The sequence below is a fragment of the Sphingobium sp. DC-2 genome (assembly GCF_000722555.1).
GTDB lineage: Bacteria > Pseudomonadota > Alphaproteobacteria > Sphingomonadales > Sphingomonadaceae > Sphingobium > Sphingobium quisquiliarum.
This window is the reverse complement of the sequence record NZ_JNAC01000042.1, coordinates 17,964-33,175: the sequence shown is the minus strand read 5'-3', so window position 1 is coordinate 33,175 and position 15,212 is coordinate 17,964. Positions and strand designations below refer to the sequence as shown.

15 protein-coding genes are annotated in these 15,212 nt (G+C 61.0%); 9 read left to right on the top strand and 6 right to left on the bottom strand.

Annotated elements, in window-relative coordinates:
* Positions 1-468: 468 nt before the first annotated feature.
* Positions 469-2,523, top strand: a complete 2,055-nt coding sequence (locus ET21_RS0108755) for an Atxe2 family lasso peptide isopeptidase (RefSeq protein WP_051768071.1) — start codon at positions 469-471, stop codon at positions 2,521-2,523.
* Positions 2,524-2,581: 58 nt separating this feature from the next.
* Here the strand turns inward: ET21_RS0108755 and ET21_RS0108750 are convergent, their stop codons facing one another.
* The 6 genes from ET21_RS0108750 to ET21_RS0108725 all read right to left on the bottom strand — a co-directional run bounded on the left by ET21_RS0108750 (position 2,582) and on the right by ET21_RS0108725 (position 7,065).
* The gene (locus ET21_RS0108750; protein ID WP_030539374.1) at positions 2,582-4,390 is read right to left on the bottom strand and encodes an asparagine synthase-related protein; all 1,809 of its coding nucleotides are present in this window, start codon (positions 4,388-4,390) and stop codon (positions 2,582-2,584) included.
* Complete coding sequence (locus ET21_RS0108745; RefSeq protein ID WP_030539373.1) at positions 4,387-5,061, bottom strand: lasso peptide biosynthesis B2 protein; 675 nt, start codon at positions 5,059-5,061, stop codon at positions 4,387-4,389. Before ET21_RS0108745 ends, ET21_RS0108750 begins: the two co-directional genes overlap by 4 nt.
* Before the next feature lie 52 nt (positions 5,062-5,113).
* Complete coding sequence (locus tag ET21_RS27620) at positions 5,114-5,254, bottom strand: benenodin family lasso peptide (protein WP_156029061.1); 141 nt, start codon at positions 5,252-5,254, stop codon at positions 5,114-5,116.
* 171 nt (positions 5,255-5,425) lie between these two features.
* Positions 5,426-6,070 carry a GntR family transcriptional regulator gene (locus tag ET21_RS0108735; RefSeq protein WP_030539372.1) on the bottom strand — a complete coding sequence of 215 codons (645 nt, stop codon included), beginning with the start codon at positions 6,068-6,070 and terminating at the stop codon, positions 5,426-5,428.
* Complete coding sequence (locus ET21_RS0108730; RefSeq protein ID WP_030539371.1) at positions 6,067-6,486, bottom strand: helix-turn-helix domain-containing protein; 420 nt, start codon at positions 6,484-6,486, stop codon at positions 6,067-6,069. The genes ET21_RS0108735 and ET21_RS0108730 overlap by 4 nt, the downstream gene beginning before the upstream one ends.
* A gap of 111 nt (positions 6,487-6,597) precedes the next feature.
* Entirely contained in the window at positions 6,598-7,065 is a 468-nt protein-coding gene (locus tag ET21_RS0108725) for a hypothetical protein (RefSeq protein ID WP_156029058.1), read from the bottom strand.
* A 624-nt stretch (positions 7,066-7,689) separates the two neighbouring features.
* Between ET21_RS0108725 and ET21_RS0108715 the strand changes: the two genes are divergently transcribed.
* From ET21_RS0108715 to ET21_RS0108680, 8 genes are all read left to right on the top strand, one after another.
* The gene (locus ET21_RS0108715) at positions 7,690-8,454 is read left to right on the top strand and encodes a DsbC family protein (RefSeq protein ID WP_030539368.1); all 765 of its coding nucleotides are present in this window, start codon (positions 7,690-7,692) and stop codon (positions 8,452-8,454) included.
* A 186-nt stretch (positions 8,455-8,640) separates the two neighbouring features.
* A complete protein-coding gene (locus tag ET21_RS0108710) occupies positions 8,641-8,958 on the top strand; it encodes a hypothetical protein (protein ID WP_018250898.1) in 318 nt (105 codons plus the stop codon).
* A 106-nt stretch (positions 8,959-9,064) separates the two neighbouring features.
* Positions 9,065-9,331, top strand: coding sequence for a type IV conjugative transfer system protein TraL (locus ET21_RS0108705; RefSeq protein WP_030539367.1), 267 nt, complete (start codon positions 9,065-9,067; stop codon positions 9,329-9,331).
* A 5-nt stretch (positions 9,332-9,336) separates the two neighbouring features.
* Entirely contained in the window at positions 9,337-9,972 is a 636-nt protein-coding gene (locus tag ET21_RS0108700) for a TraE/TraK family type IV conjugative transfer system protein (RefSeq protein ID WP_030539366.1), read from the top strand.
* Positions 9,962-10,750: a type-F conjugative transfer system secretin TraK gene (locus ET21_RS0108695; RefSeq protein WP_237751526.1), complete on the top strand. Its 789-nt coding sequence runs from the start codon at positions 9,962-9,964 to the stop codon at positions 10,748-10,750. Before ET21_RS0108700 ends, ET21_RS0108695 begins: the two co-directional genes overlap by 11 nt.
* A gap of 69 nt (positions 10,751-10,819) precedes the next feature.
* A complete protein-coding gene (locus ET21_RS0108690) occupies positions 10,820-12,049 on the top strand; it encodes a TraB/VirB10 family protein (protein ID WP_030539364.1) in 1,230 nt (409 codons plus the stop codon).
* 35 nt (positions 12,050-12,084) lie between these two features.
* Positions 12,085-12,717 carry a TraV family lipoprotein gene (locus ET21_RS0108685; protein WP_030539363.1) on the top strand — a complete coding sequence of 211 codons (633 nt, stop codon included), beginning with the start codon at positions 12,085-12,087 and terminating at the stop codon, positions 12,715-12,717.
* Positions 12,714-15,212, top strand: a complete 2,499-nt coding sequence (locus ET21_RS0108680; RefSeq protein WP_030539362.1) for a TraC family protein — start codon at positions 12,714-12,716, stop codon at positions 15,210-15,212. The genes ET21_RS0108685 and ET21_RS0108680 overlap by 4 nt, the downstream gene beginning before the upstream one ends.

Sequence of the window (15,212 nt, the reverse complement as noted above, 5' to 3'; positions counted from 1 at the left end):
GGCGGCGTGACTCAAACCAACCAGCCTCCGGCAAACCCGGCGCGGTTCAAACGGCGCTGCAAGTTATCTTAAAAGTGAACAACAACTCAGCGCAAGTCAGCCGACGATTCAACTCGCCGGCACTCTATACAGACAACCCCATTGGCGCGCCTCGTCCCTAATGGAATGGCAACACAATAATTTCTCTCTGACTGGCGTATTTTCCTACATCGGTGGATCGCTTGACGATCGCATACAGCCGGTTACCGAGGTAGGGTCATACAGGTCAGTGGACTTAGTAGCACGATACGAGACCGGTGCTGACACGGGCCCTCTTTCCGATATGAGCTTTACAATATCGGCGTTGAACATCTTCAACAATAAGCCGCCATATATCCGGACCACTAGCTCGCTCGGCTATCACTATGATTCCAACAATTTCCCAAGCGTGGGGCGCTTCATAAGCCTATCGATCAGCAAGAGCTTCTAATGCCAAGCTCCGATCTCAGGAAAACAGCGCTCGCCGTCGCGTGCGCTCTCATGCCAACTTCGATCCTGAATGGCGCGCCGTTGGCCACCTCTATGGTCTCCGAGACGGCAAAGCCAACAACACTGACCGCTTTTGACTTGGCGCGCCTATCAGACATCGGCCCCACCTATCCGGCTCCTGGGCTGCACCTCCTGAGCCTTTCCCCCGACGGAAGAAAAATTGCGGTTCAGACCAGGAGGGCGGATCCATCTGCTAACAAATATGACTCCAGCATCATCGTAATCGATATCGGTTCTCGGGCGACCCCGACGACGATCGATTCTGGTGGGGAATTCATCCTTCAATTCGTCGACGGGGTCGGTGGCGCGAGAGTCAGCACGGGATACGCTGCGGGAATCCCTCTGAGGTGGTCAAGGGATGGAAATTGGGTCTATTTCCTCAAACGGATGAATGGCACGACCCAAATCTGGCGCGCCGCAGCAGACGGCGCGGGGAGCGAGCGTCTATCTAGCGAGCCCGACGATGTGGAAGAATTCTCGCTCAAGTCAAACGGTCGAGAGCTAATCTATTCTGTCCTTGGGAAGGTCAATTCTGGCGGCCAACCTCAGGATGCCGAGGCACGTCAGGGCTATCGGTATGACGTTCGGTTCGTTCCTCTTTTCGCCAACGGGCCCCAAGCCTTCTCAGCAACTAGGCGGGTGGTTCGAAGCCTGGATCTTTCGACTAGGATCGTGGCGGATGCCACTCCGTCCGATACCTCTGAGCTTGAGAACTTCATCCAGAAGTTGGGTGCGGAGCCGACTGCCGTCTCCCGCGACGGGCGCACTGCTTCTTCCTCTCAGGCGGGCGAAATCGGAGGTTCGTCGGGCGGCAAGATCAGCGCTGAGGACGCGAGCCGACGAAAACAGGTATGCGTCTCGGCAATATGCGCGGGCGCCTCAGCGGTGTGGTGGACAAGCGACGATACCAGCGTTCGCTTTATCCGTCGCGGTGGGTGGGGCGACAGTGAAACCGAAATCTATGAATGGAAGCTAGGGGCAGCCGAGCCTAGACGCCTATATACAACAACGGATCTGTTGCTCGACTGTCAGCCTCTCGGTCGAAAATTGCTTTGCGCTCGAGAACAATCCACGGTGCCGCGGCACATCATCCTTCTGGACCCGGATACAAGCCAAGTCGAGTTGGTTTATGATCCGAACCCTGAATTTAATAGATTTGCGTTGGGTCGCGTAGAACGTCTCAACTGGCGCAATCGCTTCGGAATCGAAACTTTCGGTGACCTCGTTTATCCCACAGGCTATGTGAAAGGCCGAACTTATCCACTGATCGTCGTTCAGTACACGTCGAGAGGCTTTCTCAGAGGCGGTGTTGGAGATGAATTTCCAATCCAACCATTCGCCAATCGAGGCTATGCCATTCTCAGTGTTCAGCGCCCCGATTCAAACCGCCTTGGCTCCAGCGCCAAGACAGCCGGCGAGAACGAGCGAACGCTACTGGAAGATTTCAGAGATCGACGCAGCGTACTTTCTGCAGTTGAGATTGCCGTTAGGAGCTTAGCCGAGCGCGGCATCGTCGACATGCGTTACATCGGCATCACCGGCCTGAGTGACGGGTCGTCGACGGTTCAGTTCGCGATGATCAACAGCAATATCTTCAAAGCTGCCTCAGTCAGTGGTTGCTGCTGGGAGCCGTTCCAGGATGCTCTAGTGGGACCAAGTGGTGCCGACGCTTTTCATCAGCTGGGCTGGCCTCAGCTAATCGACTATCGATCTGACTTCTGGTCACATATTTCTCTCGTAGCAAATGCCCGAGGAGTCTCTACCCCCCTGCTTATACAGCAATCAGACGATGAATTCCGCGGAGCTGTCGCCAGCTATATGGCGCTCAAGCAGGCGCATCAACCAGCAGCCTTATATGTCTTTCCGGACGAGCATCATGTCAAGTGGCAACCAGCACATCGGTTGGCGGCCTATGAGCGAAATATACGTTGGTTCGACTATTGGCTTCGTGGGATTGGGGACGCACGCGAATGGCAGGACGGAGCGCCCGATTGATCCTTTCCCGCCACAGGCTGCTATAGTCGGCTCCTTGTTTCGCACAATTCAAGTCGTCTCACGCCACGCGCTCGCCGAAGCCGATTATAGCCGCCCGCCGGCTATTCGGCTCTGTATTTCCAGTCGCCCGCCAGTGTTGAACCCAGGCTTCAGTATCGACCAGCATCAACAAGCGCGTGATTTCATTACCGCTGATTGGGCGTCCGCGCATGAACATTTTCTCAATCTGAGCTTTTTCTAGCACGCCATTGTTACTCAGAAATCCGTCTAGCAGGCGTTGCCGTATTTCATCGCGAAATCGGCTAAAGATCTGAAAGCTAAACCCCTGCGGGCTGCCTTTGACTCGCCGCTCGATAATGGAATCGGGGAGCGCATGTGCAAAAGCTCTGCGGGCGACAGATCTGTCAAAACCACGATCACACTGTTGCCACGTGGAAATCTGCAAACAACATTCTAGGAGCGGCTGCGAGGCCAGCGGGTGGACAAAGGGAATTCCATTTCGTTCATAGTATGCAGCAAGCGAATAATGCATACGCAACAGCATCGCGATATGGGCCGCCTTGCCAGGAAGCGAGCGTCCCTCGGGTAGTTTTAGCCAAGGGTGATGAATGGGCCGGCGGCTGGCGGTTTCGACCGCTTCCTTCGATAGAAACTCTGCCTCACGCTTCCACACATATCCTGCCGCTGCATTGCGCCAAGCTCGCATTCCCTGCCCAATTACTTGCGCGACGTTGGCGCCTGTAAGCAGGTGGATATCTCTGATGGTTCGCAGGAGGCCCATTGATAGCCCTTCGATCAGGTACCGATCCGCCAGTGGACGCGCCGAACGGCTCATGAAGAAGACGTTGTCACCGCCATTGCCGGTGAATACGGCCGCAGCACCAATGTTCTCCGCGGCGGTAACGACAGCTGCATCATACGCGGTCGCATCCAGGCGCCCAAATGGCTTCGGTAAATGGCTCACCGACGATCTACCGAGGTCGACATGTTCGAGCACATAGGTCTCTTCCAGTAGCTGCCTCTGCAGGTGGCGAGCGACAGCCCGTGAATATTCCCGTTCGTCGCCGAGTGAATCATCGGTCGTCACGGTTATGCAGGAGAAGTCGCCTCCTAACCGGTTGAGACACGCGCCCACGATCGACGAGTCAAGTCCTCCAGAAATACTGAGGAGCGGTTTGCCATATAGACGCGCCCAGCCACCAACGGAGCATTCGGTCGCGCGACGCAGGCGGCCCACCTGCTCCTCGATTGTTCGGTCCGGTTCGCTGGTGAAATCCCAAGGGTTCCACCGAATCTTCGTAGAGAGGTCCGCCCCGTCGAAAAGCAGGCAAGTGCCCGGAAGCAGTTCCTGTACCCCCGTGAGCGCCGTTTCCTCCTCAGGCAAGCCGGCAAGCAGAAGCGCGCGCGCGACCCCCGAATAATCGATGTCGGGCTGCTCTACCCCTCCGTCGACCAGCAGCGACGGATCAGACGATAGCGCTAAGGTGTCGCGCGAAACTGCAAAGTAGCAGGGTAACGCGCCGGACGGATCCCTAAGGACGTAGTGGCCGCGTTCCGCTTGGATCACCGCGATGTATCGTCCCCAGTACCGATCAATCAGGTGTTGTCCCCGCGTTGCCCGGATCGTCTCAATCTCGTCAGGAGGAAGCCCATCGACTGGGTCCGCCGGACCGTGCCGATGAAACAGGGTCCCGAACAAAAATCCTGTGCCGCCAGGGAATATAGTGAGCATGTGCGGTACGTCGGTGGCGATCGATATGTTCCGCGAGATGTCCAGCCAGCGTATACTTGAATGTGAGGTGCGCCCTTGCCCTTGATGAGCAGCCGAGCCGCGAGGCCTCAAGATGGCGAGATAGGCAAGGCTCATCCGACCACCATTATCGGCGAATAATATTGAGTCTGCTCGAGAGTGTCGTTCAGTACTGTGTCATCGTATTGCACCCATGCGTGAGCCGCGAAGGGCGGTGAACGGACGCCAATGACCAGTTGGACCTCTAGGCCCTTTGACCGGCACAGTGAGAACATTGCCAGCGACCTGGCAAGGCACCTATTTGCTCGGCCGAACGCGAACGCGGTGCAGTCGAATGCCCACAGCATGGAGAGAATTAGTCCTTCGATCCTATCCTGCGAGGGCGCTTTACCGCGCCCGGATCTGTTCGCTTGATCAAGCACTGCCGATAGAGGGAGGATACGCAATCTGAACGATGTGATGGCTTCCCAGTACATTGCGAGAAGCACGTCGAAAAAATGAAAGGCGGGTTTCCGGCGGCCCGCAAAATCAGCTCTGGGCGGTCCTATCTTGATGTCGTGGAAGCATCTTCCCGGCGATGGCTTTTCCACCAGATGCCCTGCAGCGATGAGCGTCGACAGGCCGTCGCTCACTTCCGGAAAACTCTCACCTTGTTGAGCGACCAAGCGTCGAAACGCCTCCTCGCACGGCGCCGGTAGAGCAAAGTAGCGGTTTCTTGACACGTCGAGAAAGATGACGTTGGGTCCGGCGAGGCAATGGTAGAGCCCCTCCCTCAGCGTGTAGCGCATGAGAACAATCCCGTTAGTAATGGCGCGCGCACGACGGCGCGCGCCATCGATTTCAGTCGTCCTCGAGGCCGATGCCGGTGGCCTGGCGCTGAAGGAAGCCATCCTGGCCGCTCATGGCACCACCCTTGGTTTCCTCGACGACCGAGCCGAGATCGATCAGCGAATCGCTGTTGTGATCGTCGTTCCGTTCCATGACACACTCCTCATCTACTGCCGCGGGAATGGCGGCAGCGTAGAGTAGTGCCGTTCTGATCTCGGATGGCGCGAATATATCGCGTCAATCTGTCGTAATATCCGCGAACAGGCAGTAGAAAGGCTGTTCGCTAAAAGGTACGGGACGCGTTTTCCAATTAAATCATTGAGATTATTGCGTTACGGCATCGCCCTTACTGAACTGGATGATCTCCTCTTGACGACAAATTTTCCTCACGTGATACGCTTCAATTCTCCTTCGCAGAGCTTTTCGAAGGTCTGCGACCCGGGGACTGGTGAGAGCCGAAAGTTCCCTTTCAGCTGTCGTAGGTTCGCCGGCATCTGCGATTCTTGAATAGTGGAGCCGTTCATTCAACCGCCGGACATGGACTGATGCTTGGTTATTTCCCGTTGCATCGGCCAACGATGTGAAAATCTCCATTGCCTGCGATGCTAAATCCACTGCGGAGGCATCCTTAGCCACAGTCGAACATTGCTGAAGCGCACGTCGCAGCGCAGGTTCTCTCAGACCGGACATACAGGCCATTATCAGCTGCATATGCCACCTGAGAAGCTCTATGAGTTCAAGAGGCTCCGGAATCGGAACCAGGAATCCTCCATCTGTATGGTGCATGAAGAGGCCCTCGCCAACGAAGATGAAGGCGGCCTCGCGAACTGGGGTCTTGCTGGAACGATGCCGGTTGGCGAGGTCCTGGATATCGATCCGTTTGCCCGGGACGAAGTGGCCGGCTAAATAGTCGGCCTTCAGCCCGAGATAGACACGCTCCTGCAATGGAGGGTCCATTGCCGACATCATAGCCCCGCTCCTGCCGAGACCGGAGGACTCGTCCACGCCGGGGTGAGAGCCTGTGTCAGATGATCCAGATTTCGCTGCGCAATCATCTCAATGCACAGTCGTTCGAGATCGCTGAGGTCGCCCATCGCGAGCTGCCGCGGAAAGCACATCTTCTGCCCCGCGAAGAGCAGCGGGATGAGGATATGGCCCGTCGACAGCCCTAGCCGATAGGCGCAAGCCAGATGGTCATCCAGCCGAGAGCGTGGGTTACCGGCTTCGATCTCGCGAAGCCAGCGCACGCCCATGCCGAGCTCCCGCGCCAGATCGCGCTGCGTCAGGCGCCGCTTCTTCCGTGCCTCTTCTATTTGCCGCCCTGACAGTACCTTGACATACAGGATCGGGCTTTCAGCAACGGAAGTCGCCAATTGATGCGACATATCCGTGTCTCCTTACGGGAGATACCGCCCGCCAAGGCAATTCCATTGGTTTGAGGCTAAGGTGTACTTACCACCACTGTCAATTGGGAACCTCGGCCAAGTTGTCGGGATTTACCCAACAAGATCATTGGCATCCCGTGAGGCCGGTGTTCTTGCTCCCGATTGCAGGGCGCGATCAAAAGCGCGCAGCAATGCACCGTGGTCCGCTTTTGTGACCTGCAGGAGTGCCACAATGTAGATTGTGCCCAGAGTGGGTTGCTTCACCTCAGGCGCGTCGTGCTGGATGCGCTCGGTGATGCTGTTCGCGATGTCCCAGAGCTGGTAAGAGGCTCCGACGTGGTGCTCCTGTCCTCCCCCAAGCCAACTCACTTCCTGCCCGCTCAGTTGATTGATGATCTCATCGGTCGGCATGCTGTTCAGATACTCGATCGCGACGTGGAGGGTGGTTCCCCAGGCGATAAGCGACCGCGTGACGCGAATCAGGTGGCAATGGGAATCGATCAGAACGTCCAGTCCCGCCGGTGAAAGCCGGAGCTTAAAGCTGCGTCGAGCTCGACCCATCACTTCTTCCCATGCCAAAACTAGCGCTCAAGCACCCGTTCGCGTTCCCGAACCGGTACATTTCCACGACGAAGCGAGGCACAAGCGGCATTATAGTGCCGCTTGTGCCGAAACCTGTTCTTTGCCGCGCTTGTCATCTCCATTGAGCAAATCTGCTCCTCTTATGCTTTGTTTCGCCGCTTCGGCACTTCAGTGCCCTGCCTATTGCGTCGGACTTTCATGATGGTCATTGCTTCAGACGCACCGGATCGGAGTCGGCGAGCCTAGGTTCCAGCTCCGCAGTCCGGACTATCCAAACCCCACACCCGAGCGCCCTTCGGCGCCACGAGGAGACGCGTGCCATGGACTTTCCATGCTCCCCCGCCATGCTTGCAGGAGCACTTCTGCTGGCCATCGGCGCCAATCCGGCCAGCGCCCAGACCTACCGTCCCGACGCGGAAGGCTACCCCTGCGCCCGTACCGCCCAGCTCGCGGTCGTCCAGAGCGGGGCCGGCTTCTCGATCCTCGAAAGGGCCAGCACTGTCCCGCCTCCCCCTGCGGCGGTACCGGCGGCTCTGCCCGCGGTGATCAAACTCGGAAACTCGCTAACTCTCGACAGGCGAATTTTCGCGCGCACCTCCCTCGTTCGTCCGGAGTCCTCCGATGTCGCGCAGCGGTAAACTGTTCCTGGCTGCGCTACTTTGCGCATCGGCCCCCGCCCATGCCCAAGACAGCAGCGCCGAGCCGCTCACGGCGGCGGCCGCGGAGGCTCAGCGTCAATTGCGCCAGACCTTCACCAATCTGACCTTCGAGGACTTCGGTCCGGCGCCTGTCAGCGGGCCAATATATCAGGCTATTGCCGGTGGACGAGTCATCTATTTCGCGCCGGAGAGCCAGCATCTCCTGTTCGCCGCGATCTACGACAAGAACGGGGTCAATCTTACCGCGCTGGCACAGGATGCGGGCGCCAGGACGCGCCTCAGGGCAATCGATCCCGCCGACGCCCTCGTGATAGGGCCTGCGGGTGCACCCAAGGTCATCGAGTTTACCGATCCCGACTGTCCCTATTGCCAGGCGCTCGAACGCTTCTGGCTGGCGAAGGAAGCCGAGGGGAAGCCGGTCCAGCGTCTCGTCTACTTCGTGAGCGGCATTCACCCGCAGGCGGCAGCAAAAGCCGAGCATATCCTATGCTCCCCAGACCAGCAGGCGGCCTTCAAATCCCTCTACTCCGGTGCGGAGCCTCCCACGCTGCACAAATGCCGTCCCGGCGCCGAGAAGGTTGCCCGCGATGCCGAGACGGTCCGTAAGATGGGCGTCTCGGGCACGCCGACGCTCTTCGTCGATGGCAAGCTCGTTTCGGGTTTCCAGCAGGCCGAACTCGAAGCCTTTCTCGAGACCGAAAGCCGGAAACCCAAGCCAACCCCCTGAAGGGTCGGCCCCATGACTTTGGCGGATCTCGCACGAGCGCGGCGGTCGCCGTGCCAGCGAGGACCGGGATGCCGGCGGCAGCGCGCCTCCAGGGGCCGTCCAGCGAAGCCGCCGGCCGGACACGACCACCGATCGGTACCGGCAAGCATGATCTGGACGGCTCTGGTGACCATAAGGAGACTGAATATGCTCACTTTGCTTCGGGGAAGGACATTCCGCACGATCGACGCGGCCGTCCTTTTCCTTCTGGCCGCGATCGCTGGCACGAGCGTCGCCTACGCCTTCCAGGCGCCGGCCGCTGGCGACCTTGGTTACGACATCTACGACATCGTCGTGAACCAGGGCGTGAAGGGACCGCTCGGCTTCGTGGGCGGCGTCGCCGCCTTCCTGTTCGGCGTCTCGCGGCTCTTCTCGAACATCATGATCGGCATCCCGACGATCGTGGCGGCGGTCTGCCTCATCAAGGCGGATTCGATCCTCCAGACCTTCGGCATGCTGATCTGAAGACAGGACGGGTGGCCGGTCCGCTGGCGCCCGTCCCCGGAACGGAAGGTGATGGTCGCCTTCCGATGACCACGCTCAGCAGCGTGGTGAAGCAAGGGAGAAGGGCGTGGACGAACGACTTCCGCAGTTCCTGCACCGGCCGGTCCAGATCCTCTGGTTCGACAGTCAGGAGTTCATCGTCGTGATGAGCGTGATCTTCGTCGCGGTCATCGTCGGCGGGATCATCGGCTGGTCGCTCCTCGGCGCTCTTCTCCTCTTCATTCCCTGGAAGCGGACCAAGCCGCGCGGGTTCATCCCGCACGTGGCCTGGCGCTGGGGCCTTGCCCGCTTCCGCAACTATCCGGGTCCCACCCAGACCCGCTTCTTCGAGTAGGCGAGATGGCACATCCGTTCCGACGCAAGGCAGCGGCCGACATGATCGGCGACACTCGCCCGAGCTGGCACCTGCATCGCTATTTGCAGGGATCGGCCAACCTGTTCGAAGAGAATCGGCTGCTCAAGGTGGCGATCGCCGGCTTGTTCGGTATCACGGCGGTGCTCGGCACTCTCATCTATGCCTCGAACCAGAACACGCGCACCGTGGTCGTGCCCTTCGGCGCGGACGGCGACCTCTATGTGACGGGGAACAAGCCGTCGGAGAGTTATCTCCGCTCGATTACCTTCAACATCGTCGGTCTCGCCGGCACCTATTCCGCTTATTCGGCGGACCGGCAGTTCCAGGAGCTGCTGCGGATCGCGCATCCCAGCGCGTACAACGGCCTGCGGGACAGCCTGAACCGACTGCTCGACGAGCTCGGCAACAATCCGACGCTCTCGATCGCGACCTATATCCGCGGCGACCAGCCCGTCACCTGGACGGGCAGCGAAATCCTTGTCCCTGTCGAAAAGGTCCGCGTGATCGGCGGCGTGATCCGCAAATTCCGCGGAAATCTGCGCATTCGCTACGCGCTCGAGAACGGCCGCTTCTGGCTGACCGCCCTCCAGGAGGAGAACTTCAGTGCCGATGTCCGGTAACCGCATGAGGCTCGCTTGCCTCGCGGGCGCGTTCGTCGCGTCCCTGCCCACTTCCGTCCCCGCCTTCGCCCAATCGATCGCGGCGCTTCCCGACCAGACGAGCCGCGTCCGGCTCTCCAATCGCGACGTCAATCATGTCGTGTGCGTCGGCGGCGATATCGACGACGTCAAATTCTCGGCCGAGAAGGGCCTCGCGGTAGAGCGCGGTGGATCGGACGCCTGGATCAAGTTCCTCGTCCTCGAAACCGAAGATCCGAGTGCGGCGCCAGGTAGCACGAAGACGCGAACCTATGTGACGACTCCGTCCGAATTCTTCGTCTCGTGCAACGGCGCTATCTATCCGCTCTACGCCGAGCCCGCAGACATTCCGGCCCAGACGGTGACGCTGGTCCCCGGCGGTGCGCAGCGTGCGCGTGCCAATGAGGCGCTTCTGGGACCGCTGGTGGAGGAAGAGCGGGCAGTCGGGATTGCGCTTGCGATCCTGCAGGACCGGGTGCCCGCGTCGTTCTCCGAGGTCGCGCCTTCGCGCGACAGGCTCGCCCTTGCCGACCTTCCGACGGCGTCGCTCAGCGAACGGCGGCGTCTCGAGGTCGAGGGTGCTGGGCTTTCGGTCAGTGAATACCTGGTTCGCACCAGTGTCGCGATCACGCTCGACGAACGCGACTTCCTCGATACCGCGCTTGGGGCCGACATCTTCGCCATCACGATCGACCGGCTGACTTTGGGTCCCAATGAGACCGCTCGGCTGATCGTCGTGCGCCGGAGTGTCCAGCCATGACCGCGCCCGACGAGAACCCTCAGAGAGGCTGGCCCCTCAGCTCGTAAGGGCGGCGACGTCGACGGGACGGTGAATACCCCGCGCCCGGCTCTGCTCGATCTACCGGCGCAGTGGTCGAAGCTCAGTTCCGACCAAAAGTTGCGTGCCAAGCAACTAGGTGTCGTATCGACGATCGCACTGCTTGGCTTCGGTCTCTACACGGCGAGCACCAGCGGCCAGAAGGAGGCGCCCAAGGCGCCCCAGGCTTCCAATCTCGACATGGGTGCGGGCCTTCGCGGCGACAGCCTCGAGGTGAAGCTGCGCGGTGATCTCCAGAAGATCCTCGACGGACAGACCTTGCTCGGAGATCGGGTAACCGCGATCGAGGAAGGCAAGGTGGTCCCCGGCGCTGCCGGGACCGGCCACGCCCAAAGCGCGGGCGGCGACGGCGACCTTCCGCCTGCTCTTCCCGGCGAAGCCCCTGCCTACCCGCCGGCTCCTCCCGAGGCCAGGGGCGCGGCCGACGAAATCCCTGCGCCGCCTAGCGCTCCGGCGGCCCCACCGGCCCCGCCGGCGCCGCCCACGGAACGTCAGGTGGGAGCGATCGGCGCAGCGACTGCTACGCAAACGGCGGAGGGAGGCGCGGGCGGCGGGGCCGCGTCAAAAAAAGGGAAGCGGACGATCTATTTGCCACCTGGTTTCATGAAGGCGCGGCTGCTGACCGGTATCGACGCGCTGGCAAGCCGGGACGCGACCAGTAATCCCGAGCCGATCATCGCCCGGGTCCAGGCGCCCGCCGTGCTCCCGAATGAGGTGAAGGCCAATCTCGCCGGCTGCTTCGTGATCGGCAACGCGACCGGAAGCCTCGCCAAGGAACGGGTCGAAATCCAGCTCGTCTCGATCTCGTGCGTCGATTTCGAGAGTCACGCGGTGGTCGACCAGGCGATCAAGGGCTTCTTCGTCGATGCCGATGGAAAGAAGGGCCTTTCCGGAAAGGTGGTGACGCGCGCCGGTGCGACGCTCGCGCGTTCGTTCATCGCGGGCACGATCGCCGGCATTTCGCAGTCGGTCGAGGGCACGTTCGGTAGCCTCTCTACCTCGGCGCTTGGCAGCGTACGCAGTCTCGACGCGGGCGACGCCGTAAAGTCTGGCGTTGCCGGCGGGCTCTCCAAGTCGTCGGACAAGCTCACCGATTTCTATCTCGATCTCGCCCGCCAGGCCGGCCCGGTGGTCGAAGTGGGCGCGGCCAAGGACGTCGTGGTCGTCATTCAGGAAGGCCTCGCCCTCGAGATCAAGCCATCGGTCGGGGGCAAATTCTGATGCGACGCGCCCGCCATCTTACAGGAGGTTCCGCCATGCCAGCGCTGGTCCACCAGTCTCTGTTTCGGTCTCTGCTCTCGCTCGGCCTGCTCGTGGGTTTGGGCGGATGCGCGACCGTCGGTTCGATGATGTCGCCCTATTCGGAGAAGTTCGACTGCAAGAACAGCGACCACGGCCAATGCATCCATCCCGATCGGGCATATGAGGACGCGGTCGCCGGCGTCACCTCGAAGTCTGACCCCAAGGTTACCAATGACCGCGCAATGCTGCGCGGGCAGGATGCCGACCGAGCGGGTTCCCGATCGCGGGGCGGAAGCGCGGGCAACGCCTATGGCAGCTATCGCGACAGCGTCTATCGTGAGCTGAAAGGTCTGATCGAAGCTCCGGTCACGCCGATGCTCAAGCCCGCGCAGACCGTCCGGACGCTGATCCTGCCCTATGCCGATCGGCAGCGCCCGGACCGGCTCTACATGCCACGCTACGTCTATTCGGTGGTCGACAAGCCCGTTTGGGTCGTGGGCGGCGCCCTTGTCGCCGCGCCCGATCGCGCGTCTCAGGCACCAATTCTCGGGCAGGTTCGCGACACCGCTGCGCCCGATGGTGAGCCCGCGCCGGCTTCCTCGCCCGCACCAGCCATCGTGCCGCCGGTGCCGGAGCATCAGCCATGAGCGGCCTCAGCTATGCGCGCCTTCGCAACGCCGTGCGGCGCGACAGCTTTTCGGACTATCTTCCGCTCGTCGCGTGGGAAGAGGAGACCGAGGCGTTCCTCTGCATCGACGACACCTGGGGCCATGCCTGGGAGCTGGTGCCCACCGCCTATATGTTCGCCCATGTCCAGGGCGCTTTGCAGGGGCTGCTCAATATCCACTTCCCTGACGGGACGGTCCTGCAGCTCCACACCTTCGCGGACCCGCTGATCGACGACGCGCTCGACGCTTTTCTCGATTTGAAGACCCGCGACGATCCGCTCATTCAGGCCTCCGCGCGTCACACCCACGCTTATCTCAGCGAAGGGCGGCATGGGCTCAAGGCCTTGCACGGTATCCCGGTCCGCAATTTCCGCACACTGCTGTCGATCAAGACGCGCCGGCCGCTGGGCGAGGATCTGCGCCGCCAGGTCGAGGAGCAATTGTCGAAGCTCGGAATCCGCCGGTTACCGCCTGAGGAGATGGTCGCCTTCTACCGGCGCGTCTTCAACGGCGTCGCCGATCCGGCGCCGGGCGTCTTTGCAGACGGCACGACCACAGGCGCGCCGCCGATCGCCAAGCAGATCATCGATGCGGGTCCGGATCTCGTGTTTGAAGGCGCGGAGGTGTTCCTGGGCAACCAAGTCGCTCGTTGTCTGACGCCCAAGGCACCGGCCCGGCGCATCACAGCCGAGCGCGCCAATCGCCTTATGGGCGGCATGCGCGGCGCGTCGGAAGACAGCGACCAGATCGGCGGCCCTTTCCTTTACACGCTCAACATCCTGTTCGATCATTCGCAGTTCGAGATCCACAAGCGTGCGCAGATACTCTCGGCGCAGAAGGCCGCGGGCTCGTTCGCCGTGGAGGTCGGCAAGCAGATCGAGGAGATCGGCTGGATCCTGGACGAGGCGGGCAATAGCAAATTTGTCCGCGTGATCCCGACGATCTGGGTGTTCGGCCGCGACCGCGCGCATGCCCGCGATCTTGCCGCACGGGCCAAGCGCCTGTGGGAAGGCGAGCCCCTGCCCTTCTCGATGCAGGAAGAGAGCTATCTCAACCCGACCCTGCTGGTGATGAGCCTGCCGTTCGGGCTCTACCCCGACCGAACCACGCTACGCCTGCTCGAACGGGACTTCCGCATGCCGGTCAAGGCGGCGGTGCTGATGGCGCCGATCCAGACGGACTTCCGCGGCGGCGGGCGCCCGGCGCTTCTCTATACGGGCCGCAAGGGCCAGCTTATCACCCTCGATCTCTTCGACCCCAGGATCAACAACTACAACTTCATCGTTTCGGCCGAGAGTGGGGCTGGCAAGAGCTTCCTCCTCAACAATCTGTGCCAGCAATATTACGCCAATGGGGCGCTGATCCGGATCATCGATATCGGCGGGAGCTACCGGAAACTCTGCACGCTCTGCTCGGGCCGCTATATCGACATTGGCGAGGAGCATCTGGTGCTCAACCCCTTCGATATGGGGCTGGCGCTCGACGGCGACGACAAGCAGTCGGCCATCACCATGGCGGTGGCGATCGTGGCCGAAATGGCGAACGCCGCGACCCGCAAGGGCGTCACCACATCGGAATGGAACCTCCTCAAGTCCGCTGTCCAATGGACGATCGATACTGGCTGCACCGATCATGGCATCGATGCGGTGCGTGAGTGGCTCGGCACCTATCCCTCACTCGTCGAGACCGAACTCGACCGCGTTGAGCATCTCGTCCCGACGTCGCGCGAACTGGCTTTCAATCTGCGGGATTTTGGCTCGGGCGGCGCCTACGGACATTATTTCAACGGGCCCTCCACCCTCGACATCCGCAATGACGAATTCGTGGTGCTCGAACTCGAGCGTCTGAAGGCGATGCCGGACCTTTTCAACGTCATCGTCATGGTGGTGGTGAACGCGGTCACGCAGGAACTCTATCTGTCCGCCCGCGACCGACCCCGCTTTGTGCTGTGCGACGAAGCCGCGCAGTTCATGACCCGGACAGATGGGCAGGATCTGTCGCGCCTCGCCGAGGCCTTCGGCCAGGGCTACCGACGCGCGCGCAAGTATCGTGGTTCGTTCGGCATCGTGCTGCAGTCGATGAACGATCTCACGCTGTTCGGTGGCACGGGTCAGGTGATCCTTGAAAATGCCGCGACGCGGTTCCTGCTACAGGGCTCTACCTATGACCGCGCGGTCGACAACAAGATCCTCGACTATTCGGGCTTCGTCCTCGATCTCCTGAAGTCGGTCCGCAACTCGAAGCCCAATTACAGCGAGGTGTTCATCGACTCCCCGCTTGGCCTCGGCATCGCGCGGCTCGTGGTCGATCCTTTCTCCTACTGGATCAACACGTCCGCGCCAGACGAGGTGGCCGCCTTCGAGGCGCTGTTACGCCAGGGGCTTTCGCCGCTCGAGGCGATCTGCCGCCTCGCCGGCGTCGAGCCCTCGCAGATCCTGGGTGCGCCCGCCGCGTCCGGCCTCGTGGGAGCGTGA

What these genes read in the sequence shown, in the direction of transcription:
- ET21_RS0108755 (WP_051768071.1), top strand. Translation starts at nt 469, where the DNA reads ATGCCAAGCTCCGATCTCAGGAAAACAGCGCTCGCCGTCGCGTGCGCT.
- ET21_RS0108750 (WP_030539374.1), bottom strand. Translation starts at nt 4,390, where the DNA reads ATGAGCCTTGCCTATCTCGCCATCTTGAGGCCTCGCGGCTCGGCTGCT.
- ET21_RS0108745 (WP_030539373.1), bottom strand. Translation starts at nt 5,061, where the DNA reads ATGCGCTACACGCTGAGGGAGGGGCTCTACCATTGCCTCGCCGGACCC.
- ET21_RS27620 (WP_156029061.1), bottom strand. Translation starts at nt 5,254, where the DNA reads ATGGAACGGAACGACGATCACAACAGCGATTCGCTGATCGATCTCGGC.
- ET21_RS0108735 (WP_030539372.1), bottom strand. Translation starts at nt 6,070, where the DNA reads ATGATGTCGGCAATGGACCCTCCATTGCAGGAGCGTGTCTATCTCGGG.
- ET21_RS0108730 (WP_030539371.1), bottom strand. Translation starts at nt 6,486, where the DNA reads ATGTCGCATCAATTGGCGACTTCCGTTGCTGAAAGCCCGATCCTGTAT.
- ET21_RS0108715 (WP_030539368.1), top strand. Translation starts at nt 7,690, where the DNA reads ATGTCGCGCAGCGGTAAACTGTTCCTGGCTGCGCTACTTTGCGCATCG.
- ET21_RS0108710 (WP_018250898.1), top strand. Translation starts at nt 8,641, where the DNA reads ATGCTCACTTTGCTTCGGGGAAGGACATTCCGCACGATCGACGCGGCC.
- ET21_RS0108700 (WP_030539366.1), top strand. Translation starts at nt 9,337, where the DNA reads ATGGCACATCCGTTCCGACGCAAGGCAGCGGCCGACATGATCGGCGAC.
- ET21_RS0108695 (WP_237751526.1), top strand. Translation starts at nt 9,962, where the DNA reads ATGTCCGGTAACCGCATGAGGCTCGCTTGCCTCGCGGGCGCGTTCGTC.
- ET21_RS0108685 (WP_030539363.1), top strand. Translation starts at nt 12,085, where the DNA reads ATGCCAGCGCTGGTCCACCAGTCTCTGTTTCGGTCTCTGCTCTCGCTC.
- ET21_RS0108680 (WP_030539362.1), top strand. Translation starts at nt 12,714, where the DNA reads ATGAGCGGCCTCAGCTATGCGCGCCTTCGCAACGCCGTGCGGCGCGAC.